The organism is Actinomadura livida (assembly GCF_014648675.1).
GTDB classification, from domain to species: Bacteria; Actinomycetota; Actinomycetes; order Streptosporangiales; family Streptosporangiaceae; genus Spirillospora; species Spirillospora livida.
Map to the genome: position 1 here is coordinate 14800 of NZ_BMRO01000002.1, position 23963 is coordinate 38762.

21 protein-coding genes and 3 tRNA genes are annotated in these 23963 nt (G+C 73.9%); 11 read left to right on the top strand and 13 right to left on the bottom strand.

Features of this window, described 5'->3' with window-relative positions:
• On the top strand, positions 1 to 368 hold a 368-nt coding region (locus tag IEZ03_RS37515; protein WP_268248516.1), incomplete at its 5' end, for an acyl-CoA dehydrogenase family protein.
• A gap of 13 nt (positions 369 to 381) precedes the next feature.
• On the opposite strand, the gene IEZ03_RS03405 is transcribed toward IEZ03_RS37515, so the two are convergent.
• The 4 genes from IEZ03_RS03405 to IEZ03_RS03420 all read right to left on the bottom strand — a co-directional run bounded on the left by IEZ03_RS03405 (position 382) and on the right by IEZ03_RS03420 (position 5285).
• Positions 382 to 954, bottom strand: a complete 573-nt coding sequence (locus IEZ03_RS03405) for a P-loop nucleotide/nucleoside kinase family protein (protein ID WP_184883988.1) — start codon at positions 952 to 954, stop codon at positions 382 to 384.
• Positions 951 to 2009, bottom strand: coding sequence for an enolase C-terminal domain-like protein (locus IEZ03_RS03410; protein ID WP_184883990.1), 1059 nt, complete (start codon positions 2007 to 2009; stop codon positions 951 to 953). The genes IEZ03_RS03405 and IEZ03_RS03410 overlap by 4 nt, the downstream gene beginning before the upstream one ends.
• A 90-nt stretch (positions 2010 to 2099) precedes the next feature.
• Positions 2100 to 3533: an LCP family protein gene (locus tag IEZ03_RS03415; RefSeq protein WP_229807983.1), complete on the bottom strand. Its 1434-nt coding sequence runs from the start codon at positions 3531 to 3533 to the stop codon at positions 2100 to 2102.
• Between the two features lie 315 nt (positions 3534 to 3848).
• Positions 3849 to 5285, bottom strand: a complete 1437-nt coding sequence (locus tag IEZ03_RS03420; protein ID WP_184883993.1) for a GuaB1 family IMP dehydrogenase-related protein — start codon at positions 5283 to 5285, stop codon at positions 3849 to 3851.
• A 667-nt stretch (positions 5286 to 5952) separates the two neighbouring features.
• On the opposite strand from IEZ03_RS03420, the gene IEZ03_RS03425 reads away from it, so the two are divergent.
• Positions 5953 to 6867 carry an Lrp/AsnC family transcriptional regulator gene (locus tag IEZ03_RS03425; protein WP_184883995.1) on the top strand — a complete coding sequence of 305 codons (915 nt, stop codon included), beginning with the start codon at positions 5953 to 5955 and terminating at the stop codon, positions 6865 to 6867.
• Between the two features lie 57 nt (positions 6868 to 6924).
• Here IEZ03_RS03425 and IEZ03_RS03430 read toward each other — a convergent pair whose 3' ends face one another.
• The 3 genes from IEZ03_RS03430 to gmd all read right to left on the bottom strand — a co-directional run bounded on the left by IEZ03_RS03430 (position 6925) and on the right by gmd (position 10585).
• Complete coding sequence (locus IEZ03_RS03430) at positions 6925 to 7797, bottom strand: LysR family transcriptional regulator (protein ID WP_132047776.1); 873 nt, start codon at positions 7795 to 7797, stop codon at positions 6925 to 6927.
• A 93-nt stretch (positions 7798 to 7890) separates the two neighbouring features.
• Positions 7891 to 9459 carry an MFS transporter gene (locus IEZ03_RS03435; protein ID WP_184883997.1) on the bottom strand — a complete coding sequence of 523 codons (1569 nt, stop codon included), beginning with the start codon at positions 9457 to 9459 and terminating at the stop codon, positions 7891 to 7893.
• 91 nt (positions 9460 to 9550) lie between these two features.
• Entirely contained in the window at positions 9551 to 10585 is a 1035-nt protein-coding gene (gmd, locus tag IEZ03_RS03440) for a GDP-mannose 4,6-dehydratase (protein WP_184890598.1), read from the bottom strand.
• A gap of 177 nt (positions 10586 to 10762) precedes the next feature.
• On the opposite strand from gmd, the gene folP reads away from it, so the two are divergent.
• Entirely contained in the window at positions 10763 to 11608 is an 846-nt protein-coding gene (gene folP, locus IEZ03_RS03445) for a dihydropteroate synthase (protein ID WP_184884000.1), read from the top strand.
• Between the two features lie 9 nt (positions 11609 to 11617).
• On the opposite strand, the gene IEZ03_RS03450 is transcribed toward folP, so the two are convergent.
• Both IEZ03_RS03450 and IEZ03_RS03455 read right to left on the bottom strand, forming a co-directional pair.
• Positions 11618 to 12220, bottom strand: coding sequence for a CGNR zinc finger domain-containing protein (locus IEZ03_RS03450; RefSeq protein WP_184884002.1), 603 nt, complete (start codon positions 12218 to 12220; stop codon positions 11618 to 11620).
• Positions 12221 to 12448: 228 nt separating this feature from the next.
• Positions 12449 to 13021, bottom strand: coding sequence for a hypothetical protein (locus IEZ03_RS03455; protein WP_132047768.1), 573 nt, complete (start codon positions 13019 to 13021; stop codon positions 12449 to 12451).
• A 303-nt stretch (positions 13022 to 13324) separates the two neighbouring features.
• Here IEZ03_RS03455 and IEZ03_RS03460 point away from each other — a divergent pair.
• From IEZ03_RS03460 to IEZ03_RS03470, 3 genes are all read left to right on the top strand, one after another.
• A tRNA-Trp gene (locus IEZ03_RS03460) sits at positions 13325 to 13396 on the top strand.
• Positions 13397 to 13411: 15 nt separating this feature from the next.
• Positions 13412 to 13482, top strand: a tRNA-Ala gene (locus tag IEZ03_RS03465).
• A 52-nt stretch (positions 13483 to 13534) separates the two neighbouring features.
• Positions 13535 to 13619: transfer RNA gene (locus IEZ03_RS03470), tRNA-Ser, on the top strand.
• Positions 13620 to 13639: 20 nt separating this feature from the next.
• Here the strand turns inward: IEZ03_RS03470 and IEZ03_RS03475 are convergent.
• The gene (locus tag IEZ03_RS03475) at positions 13640 to 14977 is read right to left on the bottom strand and encodes a pyridoxal phosphate-dependent aminotransferase (protein ID WP_184884004.1); all 1338 of its coding nucleotides are present in this window, start codon (positions 14975 to 14977) and stop codon (positions 13640 to 13642) included.
• A gap of 171 nt (positions 14978 to 15148) precedes the next feature.
• Between IEZ03_RS03475 and IEZ03_RS03480 the strand changes: the two genes are divergently transcribed.
• From IEZ03_RS03480 to IEZ03_RS03500, 5 genes are all read left to right on the top strand, one after another.
• Positions 15149 to 16075 carry a LysR family transcriptional regulator gene (locus tag IEZ03_RS03480; RefSeq protein WP_184884005.1) on the top strand — a complete coding sequence of 309 codons (927 nt, stop codon included), beginning with the start codon at positions 15149 to 15151 and terminating at the stop codon, positions 16073 to 16075.
• A gap of 241 nt (positions 16076 to 16316) precedes the next feature.
• Complete coding sequence (locus IEZ03_RS03485; RefSeq protein WP_229807984.1) at positions 16317 to 17264, top strand: VC0807 family protein; 948 nt, start codon at positions 16317 to 16319, stop codon at positions 17262 to 17264.
• A 139-nt stretch (positions 17265 to 17403) separates the two neighbouring features.
• Positions 17404 to 18579 carry a L,D-transpeptidase gene (locus tag IEZ03_RS03490; protein ID WP_229807985.1) on the top strand — a complete coding sequence of 392 codons (1176 nt, stop codon included), beginning with the start codon at positions 17404 to 17406 and terminating at the stop codon, positions 18577 to 18579.
• A 136-nt stretch (positions 18580 to 18715) separates the two neighbouring features.
• Complete coding sequence (locus IEZ03_RS03495; protein ID WP_229807986.1) at positions 18716 to 19954, top strand: L,D-transpeptidase; 1239 nt, start codon at positions 18716 to 18718, stop codon at positions 19952 to 19954.
• Between the two features lie 62 nt (positions 19955 to 20016).
• Entirely contained in the window at positions 20017 to 21381 is a 1365-nt protein-coding gene (locus tag IEZ03_RS03500) for a glycosyltransferase family 4 protein (protein ID WP_184884007.1), read from the top strand.
• 4 nt (positions 21382 to 21385) lie between these two features.
• Here the strand turns inward: IEZ03_RS03500 and IEZ03_RS03505 are convergent, their stop codons facing one another.
• Genes IEZ03_RS03505 through IEZ03_RS03515 form a run of 3 tightly spaced genes read right to left on the bottom strand, consistent with a single transcriptional unit; the run spans position 21386 to position 23862 of the window.
• Complete coding sequence (locus IEZ03_RS03505; protein WP_184884009.1) at positions 21386 to 21886, bottom strand: mycothiol transferase; 501 nt, start codon at positions 21884 to 21886, stop codon at positions 21386 to 21388.
• Between the two features lie 9 nt (positions 21887 to 21895).
• A complete protein-coding gene (locus IEZ03_RS03510) occupies positions 21896 to 23209 on the bottom strand; it encodes a sensor histidine kinase (protein WP_184884011.1) in 1314 nt (437 codons plus the stop codon).
• Complete coding sequence (locus tag IEZ03_RS03515) at positions 23206 to 23862, bottom strand: response regulator transcription factor (protein ID WP_184884014.1); 657 nt, start codon at positions 23860 to 23862, stop codon at positions 23206 to 23208. Before IEZ03_RS03515 ends, IEZ03_RS03510 begins: the two co-directional genes overlap by 4 nt.
• Positions 23863 to 23963 lie beyond the last annotated feature (101 nt).

Sequence of the window (23963 nt, forward strand, 5' to 3'; positions counted from 1 at the left end):
CGAAGGACCGGCAGGTCTTCAAGACGCCCATCGGCGCCCACCAGGGCCTCGCGCACCCGCTCGCCGCCGCGAAGATCGAGTTGGAGCTGGCGCGGCTGATGGGGCAGAAGGCCGCCTGGCTGTACGACGGGGGCGACGACGCCGGTGCCGGCGAGGCCGCGAACATGGCCAAGTACGCCGCCGCCGAGGCCGCGATCCACTGCGTCGACCAGGCGATCCAGACCCACGGCGGCAACGGCCTCACGACCGAGTACGGCGTCGGGATGCTCGCCGGGGTGGTCCGCCTCATGCGCATCGCCCCGGTCAGCCGCGAGATGATCCTCAACTTCGTCGCGCAGCACTCCCTGGGCCTGCCCAAGTCGTACTGACCGGTCCCCGTACTCAGGGCCCGGCGGCCAGCGCGTCGAGCTGCGCCTCCAGCGGGACGGGCGCGGCCAGCCGGTTGTCGACGGCCGCGTGCGGGACGGGCGGCGCCTCGTCCGGCCGCATCCGCGCGACGAACGCGGCGAACCCGGCCAGCTTCCCGGTGTCGCGCGGCGACCCGCGCCCCTCCAGGCGGTGCCGCAGCGTCGCGGCGTCCGTGCGGATCCACACCAGCCGCACGGGCGGGCCGCCCAGCGCGGCGGTCCACTCCGCCCAGCGGTCCGCGTCCCGGATCTGGCCGGTGAACGGGCCGCTGAGCAGCACCGGGCAGCCGTGGGAGCGGACCTCCCGGGCCGTCGCGGTCATCCCCGCGTACTCGTGCGGCTTGACGTGCGCGTCGTACCAGGGGCCCTCCCGCTCGCCCGGGTCGCGGCCGGACGCCGCCAGCGCGGCCTCCACGAACGGCCCGTACATGGTGTCCTTGTCGAGCAGCGCCGGGACGGGGCGCAGCCGCGCCAGCAGCAGGTCGGACACCGTGCTCTTGCCGGAGCCGGGCGGCCCGGCCACCACCCAGGCCGGGGCGGCGCTCATGCCGACAGCCGCAGCCGGCGGGTCGCCAGCCGCTCGATGCGCTCCTCGTCGACCTCGTGGCCGAGGCCCGGCTGCGTGAGCGGGACGCCGACCACGCCGCCGGACGACCGGACGGGCGGCGTCACGAACACCGGCCCGCCCGCGGGGTCGGTCACGTCGCTCGGCAGCGTGCAGCCCGGCAGCGCCGCCAGCGCCACCGCCGCGGCCTGGCCGATGCCGAACGCGCCGCAGCCGCTGCACCACACGTCCCAGCCGGCCGCGTACGCCAGGTCGTGGGCGCTGCGGGCCGCGGTCAGCCCGCCGAGCCGGTCGAGCCGCAGGTGCAGGGCGCGGCCCGCTTCCAGCGTCAGGGCCGCGTCGAGGGTCTCCAGGTCGCCGACGGCCGGGGCGACGGCGGTGCCGACCCGCAACTGGAGCCGGGCATGCGCGGCGAGGTCGCCGGCGGGGAACGGGCGCTCGATCGCCGCCAGGCCGTAGGCGTCCAGCCCCTCCAGGACGGCCATGTGCTCCGGCGACTCGGTGTAGGCGTGGCCCGCGTCCGCGACGAGCGCGAGCGCCGGGTACGCCTGCCTGATCGTGCGGACCGGCTCGATGTCCCAGCCGGGCCGTATGTCCAGCGTCACGCGGGTGTGGCCCGCTCCAACGGCGCGGTTGACCCGGGCCGCGACCGTGTCCAGCGCCGGCTCGGGCGAGATCCGCGAACCGGTCACGATGGACGTGCGGGTCCCGCCGAGCGCGTGCGCGAGCGGCAGGCCGCGCGTCCGGCACCACAGGTCCCAGCAGGCGGTGTCGATCGCGGCGGCCGCCTCCGGGGCGCCGAAGTCCGCGGCGGCGGAGACGTCCTCGGGGCGGTCCCACTCCAGCCCGACCACCGCGGGCGCCATGCGCTCCTCGATGTCGGCCCAGCCGCGGCCGGGATCGCCCGAGCCGCCGGGGACGGCCATCTCGCCCCACCCCACCGCGTCACCGCCGGCGAGGCGGACGAGCACGCTCTCCGGCCGCCGCCCGCGCGGCATCGCCACGCGGTAGACGTCGCAGCCATGGATCCGAGGCACCCGCACCCGCCCTTCGAGGACCTAGAGGAAGTGGTCTCCTTCAATGATCCCCCCTCCGGGCCCGTGCCGGGGCCGCGGCGGGGCGGAGGATCACGGGCAGCTGGCCTCCAGCGACACCGGCTTGCTCGGCGGCTTCGACGCGGTCGGGGTGCCGCTCGGCGAGCCGCCGGTCTCGGGCGGGGCCGTGCTCGCCGCCGCGTTCGGGGAGCCGTCGCCCCGATCACCGTCCGGATCGCCGCTGACCTTGCGGGGATCGGTGTTGACCGCCTCGGCCGCCAGCTTGCGGATGAGGTCGAAGTCGGGGCTGCCGGTGTAGATCAGCGGGGGCACGAACTGCAGGCTGTTGATCTGCGCGCCGCCCTTCACGCCCTCCGACAGCTTCATCAGCGCGGGCAGCAGCTCCTGCGGGATGTCGGTGGACAGGGTCCGCTTGGCGGCCGCGGCGAGCTTGTCGAAGCTGGTCAGGACGGTCTGCGGGTCGGCCTGCTCGGCGATCGCGGCCAGCAGGCACTTCTGCCGGCCCATCCGCACGTAGTCGCTGCTGTTGGTCCGGGACCGGCCGTACCAGAGCGCCTCCTTGCCGCTGAGCGTCCGGTAGCCGGGCTCCAGCACGGCGCCCTCCAGCCCGTACGGGATGGGCTGCTCGATGTTGATCTTGACGCCGCCCATGGCGTCGATGATGTCGGCGAAGCCGAACATGTCGACGAGGATGTAGTAGTCGACCCGGAGGCCGAGGATGCCGGCGATCGTGGCCTTCAGCAGCTCGGGGCCGCGCTCGTTCTTCGGGACGCCCGGCACCACGTCGGGGTGCTCCTCGGCGTACTGGAACACCTCGTTCAGCAGGCCCGGCGTCTGCGGCCCGTCGCCGGTGAAGCCGTAGGGGAACCGGTCGCGGGCGGGGCCGGGCGGCAGCTGGAAGCCCTCCAGGTTGCGGGGGAGGCTCAGCAGGACCGTGTCGCCGGTGTCGGTGTCGACGCTCGCCACCGTCATGCTGTCGGTGCGCACGCCGGTGCGGTCCTCGGCGGCGTCGCCGCCGAGCAGCAGGATGTTGACCCGGGCCTGCCCGTCGAACGGGTCGTCGGCGTCGACCTGCTTGCCGTTCCCGCCGCCGCTGCGGAAGATGCTGGTCAGCGCGTCGCGGTAGACGTAGGTGCCGTGCGCCGACCAGGCCACCGGCACCGCGACGGCGAAGCACATCACGGCGACGGCCGCGGCGCCCAGCGTGCGGGCCGCGGCCGACAGCCGCAGGGGACGCAGGATCTGGTAGGAGCGGATCACGATGAAGACCCACACCACGCCGAGCGCCAGCAGCCCGACCGAGAGCCGCTCCACGACCTCCGGGCGGACGGCGAGCTGCAGCAGGTCCGGCCGGTAGACGGTGCCGGCGGCCCCCACCGCGGCGAGGAGTGCGACGTACAGCGCGAGCAGCAGGCTCCCGGCCACCCGGCGGCCGGTGACGAGGTGGGCGACGCCCCAGACCAGGGCGGACGCGAGGGTCAGCGCGAGCGCGCGGGGGAGGCCCACGGCACCGCCGGAGGAGCGATCCCCGTCCCCTTCCCCGGCGCGCCGACTCGCCGACCGACCCATGTACGCTCCGATTCCCACCCACGGTGAATTAAGCCTGGTTCACCCTATGGACGCGCGGGACCGGTCAAAAGTTGCTTTTGGGAGCCGTCCGCGTGCGAGCGCGTGTGACCTCAGGCACAGCCGCCGCCCAGGATATGCAATCCGGTGATCAGTTGGCAGCCCGACCCCCGGATCTTGGGCCGCCCGTGCCGCGCCCCGCCGCCGCCCGCCCGCCGGCGCGGGTGCGCGCGGCGGGCGGCGGACCGGAAGGTTTTACCAGCTGGTGGACAGCGGCATTCCCTCGGCGTAGCCGGACGAGCTCTGGATCCCGACGGTCGCCCGCTCGTGGAACTCCTCCAGCGTGCGGGCGCCCGCGTAGGTGCACGAGCTGCGCAGCCCCGCCACGATCGAGTCGATCAGGTCCTCCACGCCGGGGCGCTTCGGGTCGAGGAACATCCGGGACGTGGAGATGCCCTCCTCGAACAGCGCCTTGCGGGCGCGGTCGAACGGGGAGTCGTCGGCGGTGCGCAGCCGCACGGCCCGCGCGGACGCCATCCCGAAGCTCTCCTTGTACAGGCGCCCGTCGGCGGCGCGCTGCAGGTCGCCGGGCGACTCGTAGGTGCCGGCGAACCAGGAGCCGACCATCACGCTCGCGGCCCCGGCCGCCAGCGCCAGCGCCACGTCGCGGGGGTGCCGGACGCCGCCGTCGGCCCACACGTGCCGGCCGAGGCGGCGGGCCTCGGCGGCGCACTCCAGGACGGCGGAGAACTGCGGCCGGCCGACCCCCGTCATCATCCGGGTCGTGCACATCGCGCCGGGTCCCACCCCGACCTTGACGATGTCGGCGCCGGCCTCGATCAGGTCGCGGGTGCCCTCGGCCGTCACCACGTTCCCGGCCGCCACCGGGACGCCGGGGTCCAGCCCCCGGACGGCGGCGAGCGCGCTGATCATCTTGTCCTGGTGGCCGTGCGCGGTGTCCACGACGAGCAGGTCGGCCCCCGCCTCCAGCAGCGCCTTCGCCTTGCCGGCGACGTCGCCGTTCACCCCCACCGCCGCGGCGATGCGCAGCCGGCCGCCGCCGTCCACGGCGGGCTTGTACAGCGTGGCGCGCAGCGCGCCGGTACGGGTCAGGATGCCCGCCAGGCGCCCGCCGCCGTCGACGACGGGGGCGAGCCGGTGGCCGCGCTCGTGCAGCCGGTCGAACGCCTCGCGCGGGTCCACGCCGGCCGGCAGCGTGACCAGGTCGCGGGACATGATGTCGCGCAGCTGCGCGAACCGGTCGACGCCCTGGCAGTCGGCCTCGGTGACGACGCCCACCGGCCGGTCGTCCTCGACCACGATCACCGCGCCGTGCGCGCGCTTCGGCAGCAGCGCGAGCGCGTCCCCCGCCGTGCTGGACGGGGCCAGCCGGATCGGCGTGTCCACGACGAGGTCGCGTCCCTTGACCCAGCCGACGACCTCGGCGACGACGTCGGCCGGGATGTCCTGGGGGAGCACGGCGATGCCGCCGCGCCGGGCGACCGTCTCGGCCATGCGGCGCCCGGAGACGGCGGTCATGTTGGCGACCACGAGAGGCACGGTCGTCCCGCTGCCGTCCGTGGTCGACAGGTCGACCTCCAGGCGCGACCCGACCGAGGAGCGGCGGGGGACCATGAAGACGTCGTTGTAGGTGAGGTCGTGAGCGGAACGCTCACCGTTCAGCAGGTGCACGGCTGTACTACACACCAATCACGGTTCCGGGCGGGCTGGGGCAGCGTACATTGTCCGCTATACCCGGCCGTGCTCCGGCCACGCCGCCCCTCCGGGCCCGTACCCAGGGGCGATGCCCGCCGTGTCCGCGCGGCGCCGCGGCGCGATCCCCGGACGCCGATTCCCGCCCCTTCCAGGCGTGATCGAAGTGAACTGGATTACGTGCCTGAAAACGGTGCAACGTAGGGCTTGGCTCTCTGTAAAGTTACCTCTTGACGTAACTGCGCCCCCGATGCACTTTTCTTACATGTGCCTCGCGCGGACGGCGGAACCCGCCGCAGGGGCGTGACAGCAGAACACCGGGAGAAGCGCATGCAGGTCACGCACTTGGGCCCGGTCAGCCGCGCTCGCCCGCGCCGCGGGCCGCCCGGTCCGGGCGGCGACCACCGCGGCGGACGCCGTCCCCCCGCCCGGCCGCCGCCCGCCCGCCCCGTCCCCGGCAGCGTTGCGCTCTCGGCGGGGTTCGCCGGGCGTCGGAAACGGCGCCGCCCCGAACCCGGAGCAGACGCATCGACGGCCCCCGGGCACCGCGAACACGAGCAAGATCAATATTTGACGTCATACCGTCCCGAAATGGAATGATCTTGCAGCTGGCAGAACTGGTCATCAGATGTCGAGGAGGAAAGCCGTGCTGGATGCGGTCGACGCCGTGCTCGTCCGCGAGCTCCAGCGGGATGGCAGGGCGACGTTCCAGGCGCTCGCCGACCGCGTCGGGCTTTCCCGCACGGCCGTGCGGGCACGGGTGCAGCACCTTCTCGAGACGCGAGTCGTCCGCGTCGTGGGCATCGTGCACGCCGCCGTCGTCGGCGCGGAGGCGATCGGGCACGTGTCGGTCGCGGTGGACGGGTCGGCGCGGGAGGCGGCCGCGGCCGTCGCCGAGCGTCCCGCCGTCAGCTTCGCCGCGCTGACCGCGGGGCCGCACGACCTCGTCGCGCAGGTCCGCACCCGCGACGACGCCGCCCTCGCCGCCGAGGTGGACCACATCCGGTCCATCCCCGGGGTGCGCGCGGCCGAGGTGTTCCGGTCGGTGGCCACCGTGCGCGACAAGCACGCGGTGGTGCGCGAGCTCGGCGAGATCAGCCTGGACGACATCGACTGGCGGCTCCTGCACGAGCTGCAGCGCGACGGGCGCGCCCCCTACACGCGCCTCGCGCACGTCATCGGGCTGTCGCAGGCCGCCACCCGGGCCCGGGTGGTCAGGCTGATGCGCTCGGGCGTCATCCAGGTCACCGGCCTGGCCGACCCGCTGGCCCTCGGCGCCGCCGAGCTGGGCGGCTTCGGGCTGGTGGTGACCGGCGGGCTGCGGAAGACCGCCGAGGCGGTCGCCGCCCAGGACGGCGTCCGCTACCTCGCGACGGGCTTCGGCCGCTACGACATCGTCGGGCAGGCCGAGGCGGCCACCCGCAGCGAGCTGGTCGGCGTCCTCGACGCGATCCGCTCGGTGCCCGGGGTGACGGTCCGGGAGTCCTGGCACCACCTGGACGTGGTCAAGGAGTCCTACGCCGTCGAGCTCCCCGCCTACCCCCTCAACGGGTCGTCCTGACCTCCCCGCCCCGGTCACGGCCCGCTCGTGGCCGGGGCACCGCACGCGGCCGCCGGGTCAGTGGTCCTCGCGGGCCGTCTCCTTGGCGAACGTGAGGAAATCGCGTGCGGCGGGCGGGAGCCTCCGGTGCGCGTGCACGAGCCCGATCATGCGGGTGAGCGGCGGCATGAACGACCGGACGGTCACGCCCTCGGTGTCCTCGATCTGGTTGCGGTACCACAGCAGGGAGCCCATCCCGGCGCGGACCCAGCCGAGCCAGGCGCCGCGCTCGTCGGACTCGACCGCCGCCACCGGCACGGCGCCGATGCGCCGCAGCAGCGTGTCGATCTCGGCGCGCCGGGCGCTGCCGCGGGCGGGCAGCACCAGCCGCATCCCGTCCAGCGCCGCGGGCGGCACCGGCTCGCGCACCTGCAGCGCGGGCGGCGAGATCAGCACGACCTCCCGCTGCTCGAACGGGTGCGCGGACATGTCGCCGGGGACGGGCAGGTCGGTCAGCGCGAGGTCGGCGCGGCCCGCGCGCAGCGCCGCCGCGACCTGGTCGCGGTCCTCGCAGCGGATCACCCGGACCCGGACGGCCGGCTGGTCGCGGGCGAAGCGGGGGATGAGCCGGCCGGTCAGCTCCGGCTCCAGGGACGCCGTGACGGCGATGCGCAGGTCGGCGCCGCGCCCGTTGGCCCGGGTGACCGCCAGGGCCTCGATGGCCTCGACGGCGTCCAGCGCGACGCGGGCCTCCCGCACGACCTGCTCCCCGACGGGGGTGAGGACGACGCCGCGGCCGGAACGCGCGAAGAGCTCGACGCCGAGTTCGCGCTCGAGTTCGCGGACGGCCCGCGAGAGCGCGGGCTGGGCCACGTAGAGAGCCTGGGCCGCCGACGTCATCGTGCCGTGGTCGGCGGTGGCCACGACATAGCGCAGCTGCCGCAGATTCATGCCCTCGACCGTATGACAACGAACCGATTCGGTCCTGGACATAGCCGGAATCGGACCGAGAATCGATGCCCGCGGCCCCGTCCGGCCAGGTGGTCAGGGCCGCGTGCCCGGCGGCGCGTCCCCGCGCGGGCCCGCGGCGACGGTCTCCGGCCGGGGCTGCAGCTGCGGGGCGCCGACGCCGCACTGGGTCCGGCACTCCGGTGCGACCTTCTCCCCGGACGGGGTCCGCAGCGCGTCGTCGGCGACGGTCAGGAAGGTCAGCAGCGCCCCGGCGGCCAGCAGCGCGGCGCACGCCACCATCGCGATCCCGAACCCGCGCGAGAACTCGGCGGGGTTCTGGTAGGCGTCGCCGGTCAGCCCGGCCAGCGGCGGGATCGCCGCCACCGCCAGCAGCCCGGCGGCCCGCGCCACCGCGTTGTTGACGCCGCTCGCCACGCCCGCGTGGCGGACCTGCGCGGTGGCGAGCACGGTGGCGGTGAGCGGCGCGACCGCCGCCGACAGCCCCAGCCCGAACACCACCACCGCCGGCAGGACGTCGCGCAGGTACGAGGCGCCCTCGCCGACCCGGGCGACCAGCAGCATCCCCGCGGCCGCCACCAGCATCCCGGCCGTCATCGGCAGCCGCGGGCCGATCCGCTGCGCGAGCGCGCCCGCCCGGGCCGACAGCAGCAGCATCAGCACCGTGACCGGCAGCAGCGCGGTCCCCGCGGCGATCGGCGAGAACCCGCCGACGACCTGCAGGTTCAGGACGAACAGGAAGAACAGCACGCCCATCCCGCCGTACATGATGAACGTGACGAGGTTGACGGCGCTGAACTGCCGGGAGGCGAACACGTCCAGCGGCAGCATCGGCCGCGGCGGCGGCTCGCGGCCCGGCCGCCGGCCGCCGCGGGACCTTCCCGCGCCGCGGGCCCGCTCGACGAGCACGAAGGCGACGGCGGCCGCGGCGCCCGCCGCGGCCGCGCCGGCGACCAGCGGGCTCGGGCCGGCCGCGGGCGCCTCGGTGAACGCGTACGTCGTCCCCGCCAGCGCGAGCGCCGCCAGCACCGCGCCGAGCACGTCGAAGCGCCCGCGGGCCTCCGGGTCGGCGCTCTCGGGGACGTGCCGCACCGCCACCAGCACCACCACGGCGGCCAGCGGGACGTTCAGCAGGAACACCCAGCGCCATCCGGCCGCCTCCACCAGCCAGCCGCCCGCGAACGGCCCGGCCGCGCCGGCGACCCCGGCCAGGCCCGACCAGGCGCCCACCGCGCGGGGGCGGTCGTCGGCGGTGAACGACGCCTGGATGATCGCCAGGGAGCCCGGGGTCAGCAGGGCCCCGCCCACCCCCTGCAGCGCCCGCGACAGGACCAGCATCTCGATGTTCGGGGCGAGGCCGCACAGCGCCGACGCGACCGCGAACCAGACGACGCCGGTCAGGAAGATCCTCCGGCGCCCGAGCCGGTCGCCCAGCGATCCGCCGAGCAGGATGAACCCGGCGAGCGTCAGCGTGTAGGCGTTCACCGTCCACTGGAGCCCGGCCATGTCGGCGCCGAGGTCGTCCGCCAGCGCGGGCAGCGCCACGTTCACGACGGTGGCGTCGAGCAGCGCCACGCCCGACCCGAGGACCGTCGCCAGCAGGATCCAGCGTCCGGGCCCGGTTCCCAGCCGGACGTCCGCCATCAGGCGGCCGGCTCATCGGCGAACATGCCTGCATCGTGCCACGTTCGCGCGCGGTCATGCGTCCCGCCGGGTCACGCGTCCGGCGCGGCGGTCACCAGTGGTCGGGGCTGAACGGCTCGTCCTCGGGCCGCGCGGACCGCGACAGCAGCCGCAGGTCCGACTCGACCATCATCGTCACGAGCTCCTCGAACGTCACCGCGGGCTCCCAGCCGAGCTGCTCGCGCGCCTTCTTCGGGTCGGCGCACAGCAGGTCGACCTCGGCGGGCCGGGTGTAGCGGGCGTCCAGGACGACGTGGTCCTCCCAGTTCAGGCCCGCCGTGCGGAACGCGAACTCCACCAGCTCCCGCACCGACTGCGTCTGGCCCGTTCCGATGACGTAGTCCTCGGGGGAGTCCTGCGCGAGCATCATCCGCATCGCGCGGGCGTAGTCGCCCGCGTAGCCCCAGTCGCGCCGCGCGTCGAGGTTGCCGAGGCGCAGCTCGTCCGCCAGTCCCAGCTTGATGCGCGCCGCCCCCAGCGACACCTTCCGGGTCACGAACTCGGCGCCGCGGCGCGGCGACTCGTGGTTGAACAGGATCCCGCTGACCGCGAACATGCCGTAGGACTCGCGGTAGTTCTGCGTGATGTAGTGCCCGTAGCTCTTGGCCACCCCGTACGGGCTGCGCGGGTGGAACGGCGTCTTCTCGTTCTGCGGGGTCTCCCGCACCATCCCGAACATCTCCGACGACGACGCCTGGTAGAAGCGGATCTGCTCGCGGTCCGGCGTCCGGGACGGGCTGATGCCCGACACCACCCGGATCGCCTCCAGCATGCGCAGCACGCCCATGCCGGTGACCTCCGCGGTCAGCTCGGCCTGCTGCCACGACATCGGCACGTAGGAGATCGCGCCGAGGTTGTAGACCTCGTCGGGCTGGACCCGCTCCACCGCCGAGATCAGGCTGCCCTGGTCCAGCAGGTCCCCGGTGGTGATCTGCACGTCGCCGATGTGCTTGCGCAGCCGCGACACGTGGGGGTTCGCCTGCCCCCGCACCAGGCCCCAGACCTCGTATCCCAGCTCAAGCAGATGCTCGGCCAGATACGAGCCGTCCTGTCCGGTGATGCCGGTGATGAGTGCTCGCCTGGACAGCGGATCCTCCATGGCTGAAATAGGTCCGACGCGGGCCCACCACGGGAGAATCCCGCAACGAGCGTGACATATGAGATTACCGACCACTCCAGGCCGATGACGAGAGAGGGCGCCGTTTGGACCGAATTCGCTTCTGGTTGGCCCGCCGGGCCCGCGATGTGCCACGGTGAGTGCATCATGACCTCACCGGACGTGCCGCCGCTGCGGCTGAACGGGCGCGAGATCGGCCCGCACGCGATCATGGCCGTGGTGAACCGCACACCCGACTCGTTCTTCGACCGCGGCGCCACCTACGGCTTCGACGCGGCCCTCGCCGCCGCGGACCGGGCCGTGGCCGACGGCGCCGAGATCGTCGACATCGGCGGGGTGAAGGCCGGTCCCGGCGAGGACGTCGGCGTCGCGGAGGAGCTGCGCCGGGTCGTCGACCTCGTCGCCGCCGTCCGCGAGCGCCATCCCGCCGCGGTGATCAGCGTCGACACCTGGCGCGCCGAGGTCGGCGACGCCGTGGCGCGGGCGGGCGCCGACCTGCTCAACGACACCTGGGGCGGGCCCGACCCGCGGCTCGCCGAGGTCGCCGCCGAGCACGGCATCGGCCTGGTGTGCTCGCACGCGGGCGCCCTCCCGCCCCGCACCCGCCCGCACCGGATCGGGTACGGCGACGTCGTCGCGGACGTCGTCGCGCACATCACCGGCCTGGCCGAGCGCGCCGCCGCCCTCGGGGTCCGCCGCGACGCCATCCTGATCGACCCCGCCCACGACTTCGGCAAGAACACCCGGCACTCGCTGGAGATCACCCGGCGGCTCCGCGAGCTCACCGGCACCGGATGGCCGGTATTGGTCGCGGTGTCCAACAAGGACTTCATCGGGGAGACCCTCGGCCGCCCCGTGGACGGGCGCGGTGTCGGCACGATGGCCGTCCTCGGCGTCTCCGCCCTCCTCGGCGCCCGCGTCTTCCGCGTCCACGACGTCCGCGCCGCCCGGCAGGCGCTGGACCGGTGCGGCGCCCTCGGCGCCGGGCGCTAGCTCCGCGGCTCAGCGCGTCGCGGGCGCCTTCTTCGCCGCGGCGGCCCGCGGGGAGGGGGCGGCCCCCTCGCGCCGGCGGGCCCGGTAGGCGGCGACGTGCATGCGGTTGCCGCAGGTGCGGCTGTCGCAGTAGCGGCGGCAGCGGTTGCGGGACAGGTCCACCAGGACCCGGGAGCAGTCGGGCGCCTCGCACGTGCGCAGCCGGTCCAGTTCGCCCGCCGCCACGACGTACGCCAGCGCCATCCCGCAGTCGGCCGCCAGGTGCTCGCCCAGCGGCGCGCCGGGCGCGAAGAAGTGGACGTGCCAGTCGTAGCCGTCGTGGTCGGTCAGGTGCGGGGTGGTGCGGACCTCCCCGACGACCTCGTTGATCCGGTCCACCGCGGCCTGGACGTCGTCGGCGCGGAACACCGCGTGGAAGCGGGCGCGCAGGTCCAGCACCCGGAGCAGGTCGGCGTCGGTGAGCCGGCCCACGTCGCTGAACGTGTTGCGCTCCACGAACGCCTGCAGGCCGGGCAGCCCGCCGAGGCGCTCGGTGCCGGACGCCGCCGCGCCGGTGTTGATGAGGTCGACGACGACGGCGAGCGCGTGCTCGGTGTCATGGGTGAAGATCACAATGACTCCAGTCTCCGGGACCGGGGCGATCGTGTGCCCGGCCGCGCCGCCGGGGCCGGAACGCGGCCCGTGGGGCAACAACCATATGACGCGGACGGCACCCGGCTGCGGCCAACCCCGCCAGGACGCGCTGGCGAACGGCGGCCTGATCCGGCCGGAGGGTCTGCGCGGGGGAGTGCGGCGGCGGGTCCGGGCGGGCGAGCGCGGGTGCCCGGCCGGGCGGCCGGGTCAGCGCTCGTAGTGCGGGTCGGCCACGACCGGGTAGTAGGCGTCGGTGTGCTGGACCCGCATGGTGACGGCCGACCCCTCCAGGGTGTAGTCGGCCTTGACCTGGCGGAACATCGAGTCGCTCGCCCACGGGTTGTAGAGGCGGCCCACGGTCGCGCCGTACCGCAGGTGGACGACGTCGTAGCCGCCGGACGGCATCGACTCCAGGGTGAGGCCGTCGGCCAGGGACACCGTGAACCGGAACTCCGAGGGGGCGTCGGGTCCGTGGATCACCGTCAGCAGCCGCACGCCGCCGGCCGTCGTCTGCGCGACGATGTCGGTGTCGACGTCCACGCCCACGAACACCCGGAGGCTGGGGCGCAGGATCTGGGCGACGGTGTCCGCCGCCGCCACGTCGATGCCGAGGTGGATCCGCTGGCCGTCCCGCGTCGGCACCCACACGCCGTCGCGGGCGCGCTGGCCCCAGGCGACTTCCGGGTTCTCCAGCTCCTGAGGCTCGTTCTTGCCCCGCGCGACGAGGATCCTGGAGGCGGCGCTCATCGCCGCGGCAGCCCCGTCCCGTGCATGCCTCATGGCGGGCCCCCTCGCCTTTCTTTCATCACTTGCGTGACTTCGTGCTGATCTAGGGTTTATCACGGGCCAGACCGGCAGGGCGCGTTCTGACCTGCCGGTGGTGGATTCGTGACGTTCGCCTCGTGCGTCGTTGGACCTTACACCACGCTTATACGTGCCGGTCGGGCCGGGGCTGGATCGATTGCGCGGCCGCTCCCGGACACCGATGACGGTGCGCATCCGAGCCGGTACGGAGAAAATACTTTGTGCGCCGCCGGGAACGCGGCGCACCATTGATCACGTCGAACGGAGGCGAAAGCACGAAGGGGCGAGCCACCGGTTAGGCGGCCGGTCTCCAAAACCGGCGGAAAGTGGGTTCGACTCCTACCGCCCCTGCCGAGCACGGACGATGGGCCTGTGGTGTAACGGGAGCACGCTTCCCTTGCAAGGAAGCGATCAGGGTTCGACTCCCTGCTGGTCCACGCGTTTCACGGGGCGGGGCCGTCCGGTCGCGGACGACCCCGCCTTTCGCCCGGAGGGTTGGCCGAACGGTAAGGCAGCAGTTTCGAAAACTGACGTCGAGGTGACACTCGAAGGGGTTCGACTCCCTTACCCTCCGCGGGAATCCCGCCGCCGCGGTCAGACCGGCGCCGGCTCGCTGACGGTGACCGACTCGGTCAGGCCGGCGAGGACGCCGCTCAGATGGTCCAGGGCGTCCGCGATCCAGGGCAGGGACGCCGGGTCCGCGGACGCCAGGGCCGCGAGGCGCTGCTCGTCGTCCTCCCCGTAGAGCAGGCTCGGCGCGACCCGCATCCGCAGCGACGCCGGCGCGTCCCCGAACGAGCTGCCGGGCAGGACGCCGACCCCGTGGCGTTCGAGCAGCAGGTGCGTCAGGTCGCCGGCCGTCCGGACGCCGTGCCGCTCCCGCAGCCCGTCCCGGAGCGGCCCGAAGTCGGGGTAGAGGTAGAAGGCGGCCTCCGGGCGGGCGACGCGGGCCCCCGCGGCGGCGAACCGGCGGGCGACCGCACCGGTGATCGCCGCGTGCAGCCGCCGGCTGCGGTCGATGTGCTCGACCAGCTCGGGCGGCTCGGCGAACGCGTACGCGGCGGCGTGCTGCATCGGGGCCGGGGCGCTGGACCAGATCTCGCTCGCCACCCCCAGCAGGCTGTCGCGCAGCGCCCGGCCGAACGGCCCGTCCGGCAGCCGCGCGACGCCGAGCCGCCAGCCGCCCGCGGCCAGGCTCTTGCTCAGCGCGGTCGTCACGACGGTCCGCTCCGGCGCGTGCCGGGCGGGGCTCGGGACCGTCCGGTCCGGCGCGTGCACCAGGTCGCGGTAGATCTCGTCGGAGATCACCACCAGGTCGTGCCGGCGCGCGACCGAGCACAGCCGCCGCACGGTCTCCTCGGAGGCGATCGTCCCCGTCGGGTTGTCGGGCAGCGTCACCACCACGGCGCGCACGTCCCGCCCGCGGGCGCGGGCCCGCACCACGGCGTCGGCCAGCAGCGCCGGGCTCGGCACGCCGCCCTCGCCGGGCGGGGTGGCGACCCGGATCGGCTCGGCGCCCACCAGCGCCGTCTGCGCGGCGTAGGTCACCCAGCTCGGCGCCGGGACGACGACGTCCCCGCCGAGCGCGGTGAGCAGCGCGTACAGCAGCGGCTTGCTGCCGGGGCCGGCGACGACCGTGGCCGGGTCGGTGGGCAGCCCGCGCCGCGTCCAGTACCCGGCGGCGGCGGCGCGCAGCGCGGCGGACCCGGCGACCGGGCCGTAGCCGCCCCGGCCCGCGGCCGCGCCGAGCTCGCGGGCCAGGACGGGATGTATCGGTATCCCGGCCTCTCCGAAGCCGAGGGGGAGGACGCGCCGGCCCTCCCTGCGCATGCGGGCGATCACCTCGTTGACCGCGAGCGTCGCCGACAGCGGGACGGGGCGCGGGCTGAAGGGCAGCGGCCGGACGGGTGCGGACACTCTCTGGGCAGGCATCGAAACGCTCCAGGGCATGGCGTATGAAGGCATTCAGGGAAAGGGCGGGCGACGTCGCGGTGGGTGACCGCGCAATCCCCCTGTGCGACCCGGCCGGGCTCGGGTTCATACTTGCCCGCACAAAGCATCATCACAAGCGACTCTCATCGATGGTGACCATAAGGTGGACTGATGCTCGAACTTCGCCGCCTCCGGCTGCTCGCCGAGTTCGCCCGCCGCGGCAGCATCGCCGCGACGGCCGCCGCCCTCGGCTACACCCCGTCGGCGGTCTCCCAGCAGCTGTCGGCGCTGGAGCGGGAGGCCCGGGTCCCGCTGCTGGACCGCACCGCCCGCAGCGCTGAGCTGACCGATGCCGGCCGCCGGCTGGCCGAGCGCGCCGAGGAGATCCTCGGGCTCGTGGAGACGGCGGAGGCGGAGCTGTCGGCGCACTCCGACACCCCCATGGGGCGCGTCGTCGTCACCGCGTTCCCCACGGCCGCCGTCGCCTTCGCGCCCGCGCTGGCGCAGAGCCTCGGCGAGCATCCCGGGCTGACGTTCGTCCTGCGGCAGACCCGGCCCGGCGACGGCATCCGGCAGGTCCAGAACGGCGAGGTCGACATCGCCCTCATCGACGACTGGACGGGCAAGGTCCCCGACCAGTCGCCCGCCGCCCTGGAGTTCTTCCACCTGCGCAGGGACCCGCTGGTGCTCGTCGTCCCGTCCACGCACCCCATGTCGGACCCCGCGCGGCCCGTGGACCTGCAGCGGCTCCGGGAGGAGCCCTGGATGGCGGCGCCGCCCGGCGAGCCGTCCCGGCAGGCCGCCGAGCGGCTCCTGGACACCGTCGGCGGGGCCAGGCCGGTGCCGTGGGAGTTCGAGGGCCTGCACACCATCCTGAGCCTGGTCGCTCGGGGGATCGGCATCACCGTGGTCCCGGCGCTGGCCCTCGCCGCCGGGGACCGGGGCGTCGCGGTGCGGCGCATCCCCGAGTGCACGCTGGCCCGGGAGGTCTACGCCGTCACCAGGGCCGCGAGCGTCCGCAGGCCGTCGGTCGCGGTCACGCTCCGGGCCATCTACGCCGCCGCCCGCGACACCCAGCCCGCCCGTCCGGAGGGCTGAGCGGGCCGGCCCCGCGGCGGGAGCCGGAGGCTTGGCCGTGCCATGTCCGTTTCGGGCGGTTTCCTGGCCTCACCTCGGGAAACGAAAGCCGGATCGAACCGGACGCGAACCGAACCAATCCAGCGGCGCAGCCGAACTAACAGAGAGGCGGAGCCGAACCGACCGGAGGACGGCCGCCCGGCCCGAATCATCCGAAAACGGACGGACGGGTGCGGACCATCACGTACCGTGGGGCGCAATCGTGAGCAAATCCGAGTTCAAGTACACCGATCGGGGAGCACAACGCTCGATGGATCGACCGGCGATCATGCCCGCCCCGGCCTCCGGGGCGGCGGGAACCCCCAGCCTCCAGGCGGACGGGTACGGGACAGTCCCCTCCGCGGTGGACGGCTCCACCGCTGAAGCGTCCGCCTTCGAGACCTTCACCGTTGAAGGATCCACGGTTGAGGACGCCACCGTTGACGGTTCCACCGTCGATGACCGCGCCGCGGACCGCCCGGCGGGCCTGACGCGCGCGCCGAAGCCGGAGGACGGCCACGGCGGCGGGCACCACGTCTTCGAGCTGCCGCGGATCCCCGCGCTGCTCATGCACGCCCTCCCGCGCTTCGTCGAGGGCGTCATCGCCCCGGTGGTGGTGTTCTACGTGGCGCTCATGCTCCTCGGACTGACCGGGGCGCTCGTCGCCGCCGTCGCCTGGGTGTACGGCGGCATCGTCTACCGCTACGTGCGCGGGCACCCGGTCTCGGGGATGCTGCTGCTGGCCGCGGTCGGGGTGACCGTCCGCGCGGGGCTGTCGGCCGCGACGGGGAGCGCGGTCGTGTACTTCCTGCAGCCGACGCTGGGGACGCTCTGCGTGAGCATGGCCTTCCTCGCCTCGGTGCCCCTCGGCAAGCCGCTGGCCATGAAGCTCGCCAAGGACATGGCGCCGATCCCGGACGCCTTCTACAAGCACGACAGGGTCCGCCGCTTCTTCCTGCGCATCTCGCTGCTGTGGTCGGCGGTGCTGATGGCCAACGTGGGCGTCAGCCTCTGGATGCTGTTCAGCCAGTCGATCAGCATGTACCTGTGGATCCGGACCGGGGTCGTCGCGGGGCTCGGCGCGGCCGGGATCGCCGCCTCGGTGTGGGGCTTCAAGCGCGTGGTGCGCCACGTCAACCGCGAGCCCGCCGAGGACGCCGCCGCCGCCTGAGCGGCCCCTCGACCTGCGACGAACCGGGTCCGAGCGGCGGATAACCGCCCGGCTTGCCGAACTTCCGGCCCGCACGCGGCGTCTCCATTACTAGATAGCCCGACACAGGGTGAGATCTTTGGTTTTGGGGGAGTCTGTGGTGACTGGAGGCCGTTTCAGGCTGGCGCTGACCGGCGGCACGGCCGTGCTGGCGATGCTCACGGCCGGTCTGGCCGGCTGCTCGGTCGGGGGTGTGGGGAAGCTCGCGTCGGGCGGGTCCAGCGAGCCCGTGACGATCACCCCGGCCAACGGGACCGCGCAGGTCAAGCCGGACGGCACGATCGAGGTGAAGGCCGGGGGCGGCAAGCTGCAGAACGTGACCGTCAAGGGGGAGGGCGCCACCGTCACCGGAAAGTTCGGCGACGACCGCAAGGTCTGGCGCTCCGACCGGACCATGACGCCCGGCACCGCCTACACCGTCACGGCGCAGGCCCGGGACGGCGGCGAGACCCGCACGGCGACCAGCTCGTTCACCACGCTCAAGGCGGAGCGCACGCTGAAGATCGCCGACGTGACCCCGAACGTCAAGGGGGAGAAGGTCGGCGTCGGCATGCCGATCATCGTCACGTTCGACGGGCCGGTCACCGACCGGGCGGCCGTGGAGCGGGCGCTGCGCGTCACCCCCGAGAAGCCGGTCGAGGGCGCGTGGCGGTGGGTCGGCCAGGACAAGGCGATCTACCGGACGAAGACGTACTGGGAGCCGCACCAGACGGTCCGGCTCCACGCGCGGCTCGCCGGCGTCAACGCGGGCGGCGGCGCCTACGGCGCCGAGGACGCGCAGGCGACCCTGACCATCGGCGCCGAGCAGATCACCAAGGGCGACATCCGCAAGCACCACATGACGGTCACGCGGGACGGCAAGAAGCTGCGGACCGTCCCGTTCAGCGCGGGGAACGGCCAGACGCGCGAGTACACCACCACCAGCGGCGTCCACCTCCTCATGGAGAAGGGCAACCCGGTGACGATGACGGCGCCCGGCCGCAAGCCCGGCGACTCCGGCTACTACAAGACGGTCGTCGACTACGCGGTCCGCTTCTCCAACAGCGGCGAGTACGCGCACTCCGCGCCCTGGTCGGTGGGCTCGCAGGGCTCGGCGAACGTCAGCCACGGCTGCCTCAACCTCAGCCCGGAGAACGCGCGCTGGTACTACGACATCATGCAGCGCGGCGACGTCATCGAGCTGACCGGCACCGACCGGCAGGTCGAATGGGACAACGGCTGGGGCTTCTGGCAGATGCCGTTCGGCAAGTGGCGCGAGGGCAGTGCGCTGCGCTGATGCGGGTGCGGCACCGTCCGGCGCGCGCGTACAACGCTTTGATCTCGGCCGCCGCCAAAACCCTCGGGTCCTGGCATGATCGTCGACTTTTGTCGCTAATGTCTCCCTGGAGACGGCGGGGTTACTGGAGGTAGAGGTGCAGCGGAGGCTATCCGCAGGAGTTCGGGCGGGCACGGCGCTGGCGGCGGCCGTGCTACTCCTCACGACGGCCTGTAGCGGGGGAGACAAGGGCAGCGGCGGCGTCACCGTCGGGGAGAAGGCCGACGCGCAGGCGCCCCAGGTGACGATCGACCCGGGCGACGGGAACGTCAAGGCGCGCCCGGACAAAGGCGTCACGGTCACCGCCGCGGGCGGCACCCTCGACAAGGTCACCGTGACCCTCAAGGGCAAGCCGGTCGACGGCCGGATGGCCGACGACAAGACCACCTGGAAGTCGCGCACGCTCCGGCCGGGGGCCAAGTACCAGGTGACCGCCGTCGCGACGAGCCCCGAGGGCAAGTCGACGACGGTCAACGCCAGCTTCGCCACGCACAAGGCGCCCCAGGAGCTCTCGGTCCTCGACGTCACGCCGGCCAAGAACGAGACGGTCGGCGTCGGCATGCCGATCATCGTCGTCTTCAACCGGGCGGTGGAGGACAAGAAGGCCGTGGAGAAGGTCCTGGAGGTCAAGTCCACCAAGCCGGCCACGGGGGCGTGGCACTGGCAGAACGACACCACGGCGATCTTCCGCACCAAGAACGGCGAGTACTGGAAGCCCCACCAGAAGGTGGCGTTCCGGGCCCGGCTGGCAGGGGTCAAGGCGGGCAAGAAGACCTACGGGACGTCCGACTTCGGCCGCGGCTTCCGCATCGGCGACTCGCACATCACCACGATCAGCACCAAGAAGAAGAAAGCCGTCGCCAAGCAGAACGGCAAGACGGTCCGGACCTGGCCCATCAGCGCGGGCAGGGGCGGCCGCGTCGTCAACGGCGTCGACACCTACCTCACCGCCAGCGGCATCCACCTGACCATGGGCAAGGAGAACCCGGCGGTCATGACGTCGGAGTGGATGGGCGTCGACCCGGAGGACAAGGAGAACGGCGGCTACAAGGAGGTCATCCCCTGGGCCGTGCGGATCTCCAGCAGCGGCGAGTACGTCCACGAGATGGCAGCCACCGTGTGGGCGCAGGGCCGCCAGAACGTCAGCCACGGCTGCATCAACTCGCCGCCCAAGGACGCCCGCTGGTTCTACAAGTGGTCCTACCGCGGCGACCCCGTGAACGTCGTCGGCAGCAAGCGCCCGCTCGACCCGTTCAACGGCTGGAGCTACCACGAGATGTCCTGGAACCGGTGGGTCAAGGGAAGCGCCCTCGACCGTACCGTGACCACGGGATGATGTTGACCGGGCCCGTCGGCGGGAAGGGGGCACCACACCTCCGCCTTCGATAGGGGGACCCGGTGGACGACCCGAAGGGCAGGCCCGAGCCCAGGCCCAGGAGACCGAGACTGCGGCGCCGCCTCCGGCGCGGTGCGCACCGCGCGCTGCGCCGGGCGGCGCTGTCCGCGCTGCGCCCGCTGCGGCGGCGGCGCGTGCCGCCGCCGGGGGAGCGGCTGCGGGTCCGCGTGCTCCTGCAGAACGCGCACGGGACCGGCGGCACGATCCGCACCGTCCTGAACCTGTGCGGGCACCTGGCCCGCGACCACGACGTCGAGATCGTCAGCGTCATCAGGCGGAGCAGGAAGCCGTTCTTCGCGGTCCCCCCGGACGCCGCGCTCACCTACGCCGACGACCGGTTCGCCCCCAAGGGCAGGACGGCCCGCCTCCTGGCGCGGCTCCCGAGCCTGCTGGTCCCGGCCGAGGAGGCGTCCTTCCGGCTCATGAGCCTGTGGTCGGACGTGTGCCTGCTGCGGGCGATCCACCGCTCGCCCGCCGACGTGCTCATCGCGACCCGGCCGTCCCTCGTGCTGGTGGCGGCCGAGCTGGCACCGGCCGGCACGGCGACGATCGGGCAGGACCACATGAGCCTGGAGGCCTACCAGCCCTCCCTGCGGCGGCAGATCGTCCGCGCCTACCCCCGGCTCACCGTGCTGAGCGTCCTCACCGAGCCCGCCCGCGCGGGATACGAGGCAGCCCTCGCCGGATCCGGCGTCCGCATCGTCAAGATCCCCAACGCCGCGCCGGCCCTGCCGGACCGGACGTCCACGCGCGAGCACAAGGTCGTGCTGGCGGCCGGGCGGCTCGTGCTGAACAAGGGTTTCGACCTGCTCATCCGCGCCTACGCGCCGATCGCCGCCGGGCATCCCGACTGGAGGCTGCGCATCTTCGGCTCGGGGGCGCGCCGCGACCGGCTCCGCGCACTGATCGCCGAACTCGGCCTCACCGGGCGGGTCGAGCTGTGCGGCCTCACCCGCGACCTGCACGGAGAGATGGCGCGCGCGTCGGTCTACGCGCTGTCGTCGCGCCGCGAGGGGATGCCGATGGTCATCATCGAGGCCATGGGCATGGGCCTGCCGGTCGTGTCGTTCGACTGCCCCTTCGGCCCGCCCGAGCTGATCGAGCACGGCCGCGACGGCCTGCTCGTCCCCACCGGGGACGTGGCCGCGCTCACCGCCGCGCTCCGCGAGCTGATCGAGGACCCCGCCCTCCGCGACCGGCTCGGCGAGGAGGCGGTGCGCTCGGCGCGGGCCTACGACCTGGCGCACATCGGCGCGCGGTGGTCCCGCCTGATCTCCGGGCTGCGGCCGGCCGCAGACAGAGGCGCTGCCCCGCCTCCCGGGGAAATCTCGGAAGATCCCGATCTGAGCGTCTCGGGGAGCGGGTGACCCGCTAGAGGAGGCCGCGGACGAACGCCGCCTGCCCCGCGTGCTGCAGGTCGTCGGAGATCACGCTGACCAGCCGGACGCCCAGCGTGACGGGCGGGTCCCACGCGCGGTCCACGATCCGCTCGAGGTCGCCGTCGGCCAGCGAGCCGACGTACTCGGCGGTTCGCTCGTGGACGGCGTCGTGGTAGCCGGTCAGCAGGTCCGCCGACTCGACCCGGACGGCCGCGACCTCGGCCGAGGTATGCCCGTACCCGGTGTCGGACGGGTCGAAGGGCAGGCCGAACCGGTCGGCCCAGCCGTCGCCCGGCCACACCTGCGGGGTGCCGGCGGCGTCGGCGATGTGGTCGTCCTGGATGCGGGTGAGGTGCCAGACGAGCCAGCCGATCGAGTTGGCCCGGCCGCCGACGCGGTGGGCGAGCTGGTCAGCGGTGAGCCCGCCGGCCGCCTCGTGGACCGTCTCACGGATCCGGCCGAACGCGTCGGTGAGCAGTTGCGCGCTGGTCATTGGCAGACGCTACCCCGGACGAGCCCCCTCATTCCGCTCGGTGCTCACCGTCATCGGCGTGGCGGCCCGGGGGTTCGGGCCGGAGGCGGTCTCGTCGGCCGCCGCGTCGGGCGAGGCGGGCAGCCGGACGGTGACGGCCAGCCCGCCGCCGGGCCGGGGCACGGCGGTCACGGTCCCGCCGTGGGCGGTCGCGGTCGCGCGGACGATCGACAGCCCCAGCCCGGAGCCGCGGTCGGAGTGCGCCCGGTCCGTGCCGAGCCGGCGGAACGGCTCGAAGATCGTCTCGGCCTCGTAGGCGGGCACCACGGGACCGGTGTTGGTGACGCGGAGCTCGGCCCAGCCGCCGCTCTCCCCGGTGGTGACCGACAGGTCGCCGCCGTCGTGGTTGTGCCGGATCGCGTTCTCGACCAGGTTCTGCACCAGCCGCTCGACGAGCACCGGATCGCCCGAGGTGACGGCCGGGGCGAGGCGGTGGCCGGCGGTCACCCCGCGCGCCCCGGCCTCCGGTCCGGCCTGGTCGAGGACGTGGGACGCCACGTCGGACAGATCCAGCGGGCCGGCGTCCGCGACCACGTTCTCGGTGCCGGCGAGGGTGAGCAGCCCGTCGATGAGCCGCTCGTGCCGCCCGTTCACGACCAGCAGCGACTCGCCGAGCCGCTTGACGTCGTCGGTGGCGTCGGGGCGGCGCACCGCCACGTCCACGAGGGTCCGGTTGATGGCGAGCGGGGTGCGCAGCTCGTGCGAGGCGTTCGCGACGAACCGGCGCTGGCCGTCGAACGCCCTGGCCAGCCGGCCGAGCATCGTGTCGAAGGCGTCGGCCAGCTCCTTGACGTCGTCGCGCGGGCCCTCGTAGGCGATCCGCTCGGTGAGGTCGTGGCTGCGCGCCACCCGCCCCGCCGTCTCGGTGATCTTGTGGACGGGGCGCAGCGCCCGGTCGGCGAGCAGCCAGCCGAACCCCAGCCCCGCCGCGGCCACCAGCCCGAGGGCGATGCCGCCCTGGGTCAGCAGCGCACCGAGCGTCTCGTGCCGCGACTCCCGCCGTGCCTTGAGCAGGGCCCCCTCGAACCGCTGGGACGAGACCCACGACGCGCCCGCGTCCGGCGTGCCCGCGTCCGGCGTGCCCGCGTCCGGCGTGCCCGGGGCACGGCTGACGTCGAGCACCTTCTCCCCGCTGACCGGCTCGCTCTGCCGCTGGAGATTGTTCTGCACAAGGATGTAGGTCAGGCCCAGCAGGACGACGCCGGCGCACAGGAACAGGCCCGTGTACAGGAGCGTGAGCCGCATCCGGATCGTCGGCCGCAGCCGTTCGGCGACCCCCGTCATCTGATCCGGTACCCCGCTCCCGGGACGGTCTCGATGACCGGGGGATCACCGAGCTTGCGGCGCAGCTTCATCAGCGTCACCCGGACGGTGTTGGTGAACGGGTCGGTGTGCTCGTCCCACACCTTCTCCAGCAGCCGCTCGGCCGACACGATCGTCCCGTCCGCGCGCAGCAGCTCGGCCAGCAGCCCGAACTCCTTGCGCGCCAGGTGCACGTACCGCCCGTCGCGGAGAACCTCCCGGCGGGACGGGTCGAGCCGGATCCCGGCGCGCTCCAGCGCCGGCGGCGCCGCCGGGCGGGCGCGGCGGCCGAGCGCCTGGACCCGCGCCACCAGCTCCTCGAACGCGAACGGCTTGGTCAGGTAGTCGTCGGCGCCGATCCGCAGGCCCTCGACCCGCGCCGGGACGGCGACGGCCGCGGTGAGCATCAGCACCCGCACCAGCGCGCCGGACTCCACGGCGGCGCGGCAGACGTCGTCGCCGTGCACGACCGGCAGGTCCCGGTCCAGGACGAGGACGTCGTAGTCGTGCACGCCGAGCCGTTCGAGGGCCGCGTCGCCGTCGTAGACGACGTCCACCGCGAGGGCCTCGGCCCGGAGCCCCTCCGCGATCGAATCGGCGAGCATCCGCTCGTCCTCGGCGATCAGTACCCGCACGTCCGTCCTCCCCTGCCGTCCTGCCCGCCCAGCTTGGGGCAGCGGGCGTAACGCCGGCGTAACCCGATCCGGTTACGGCGGGGTTATCGGCCGGGCGCTGG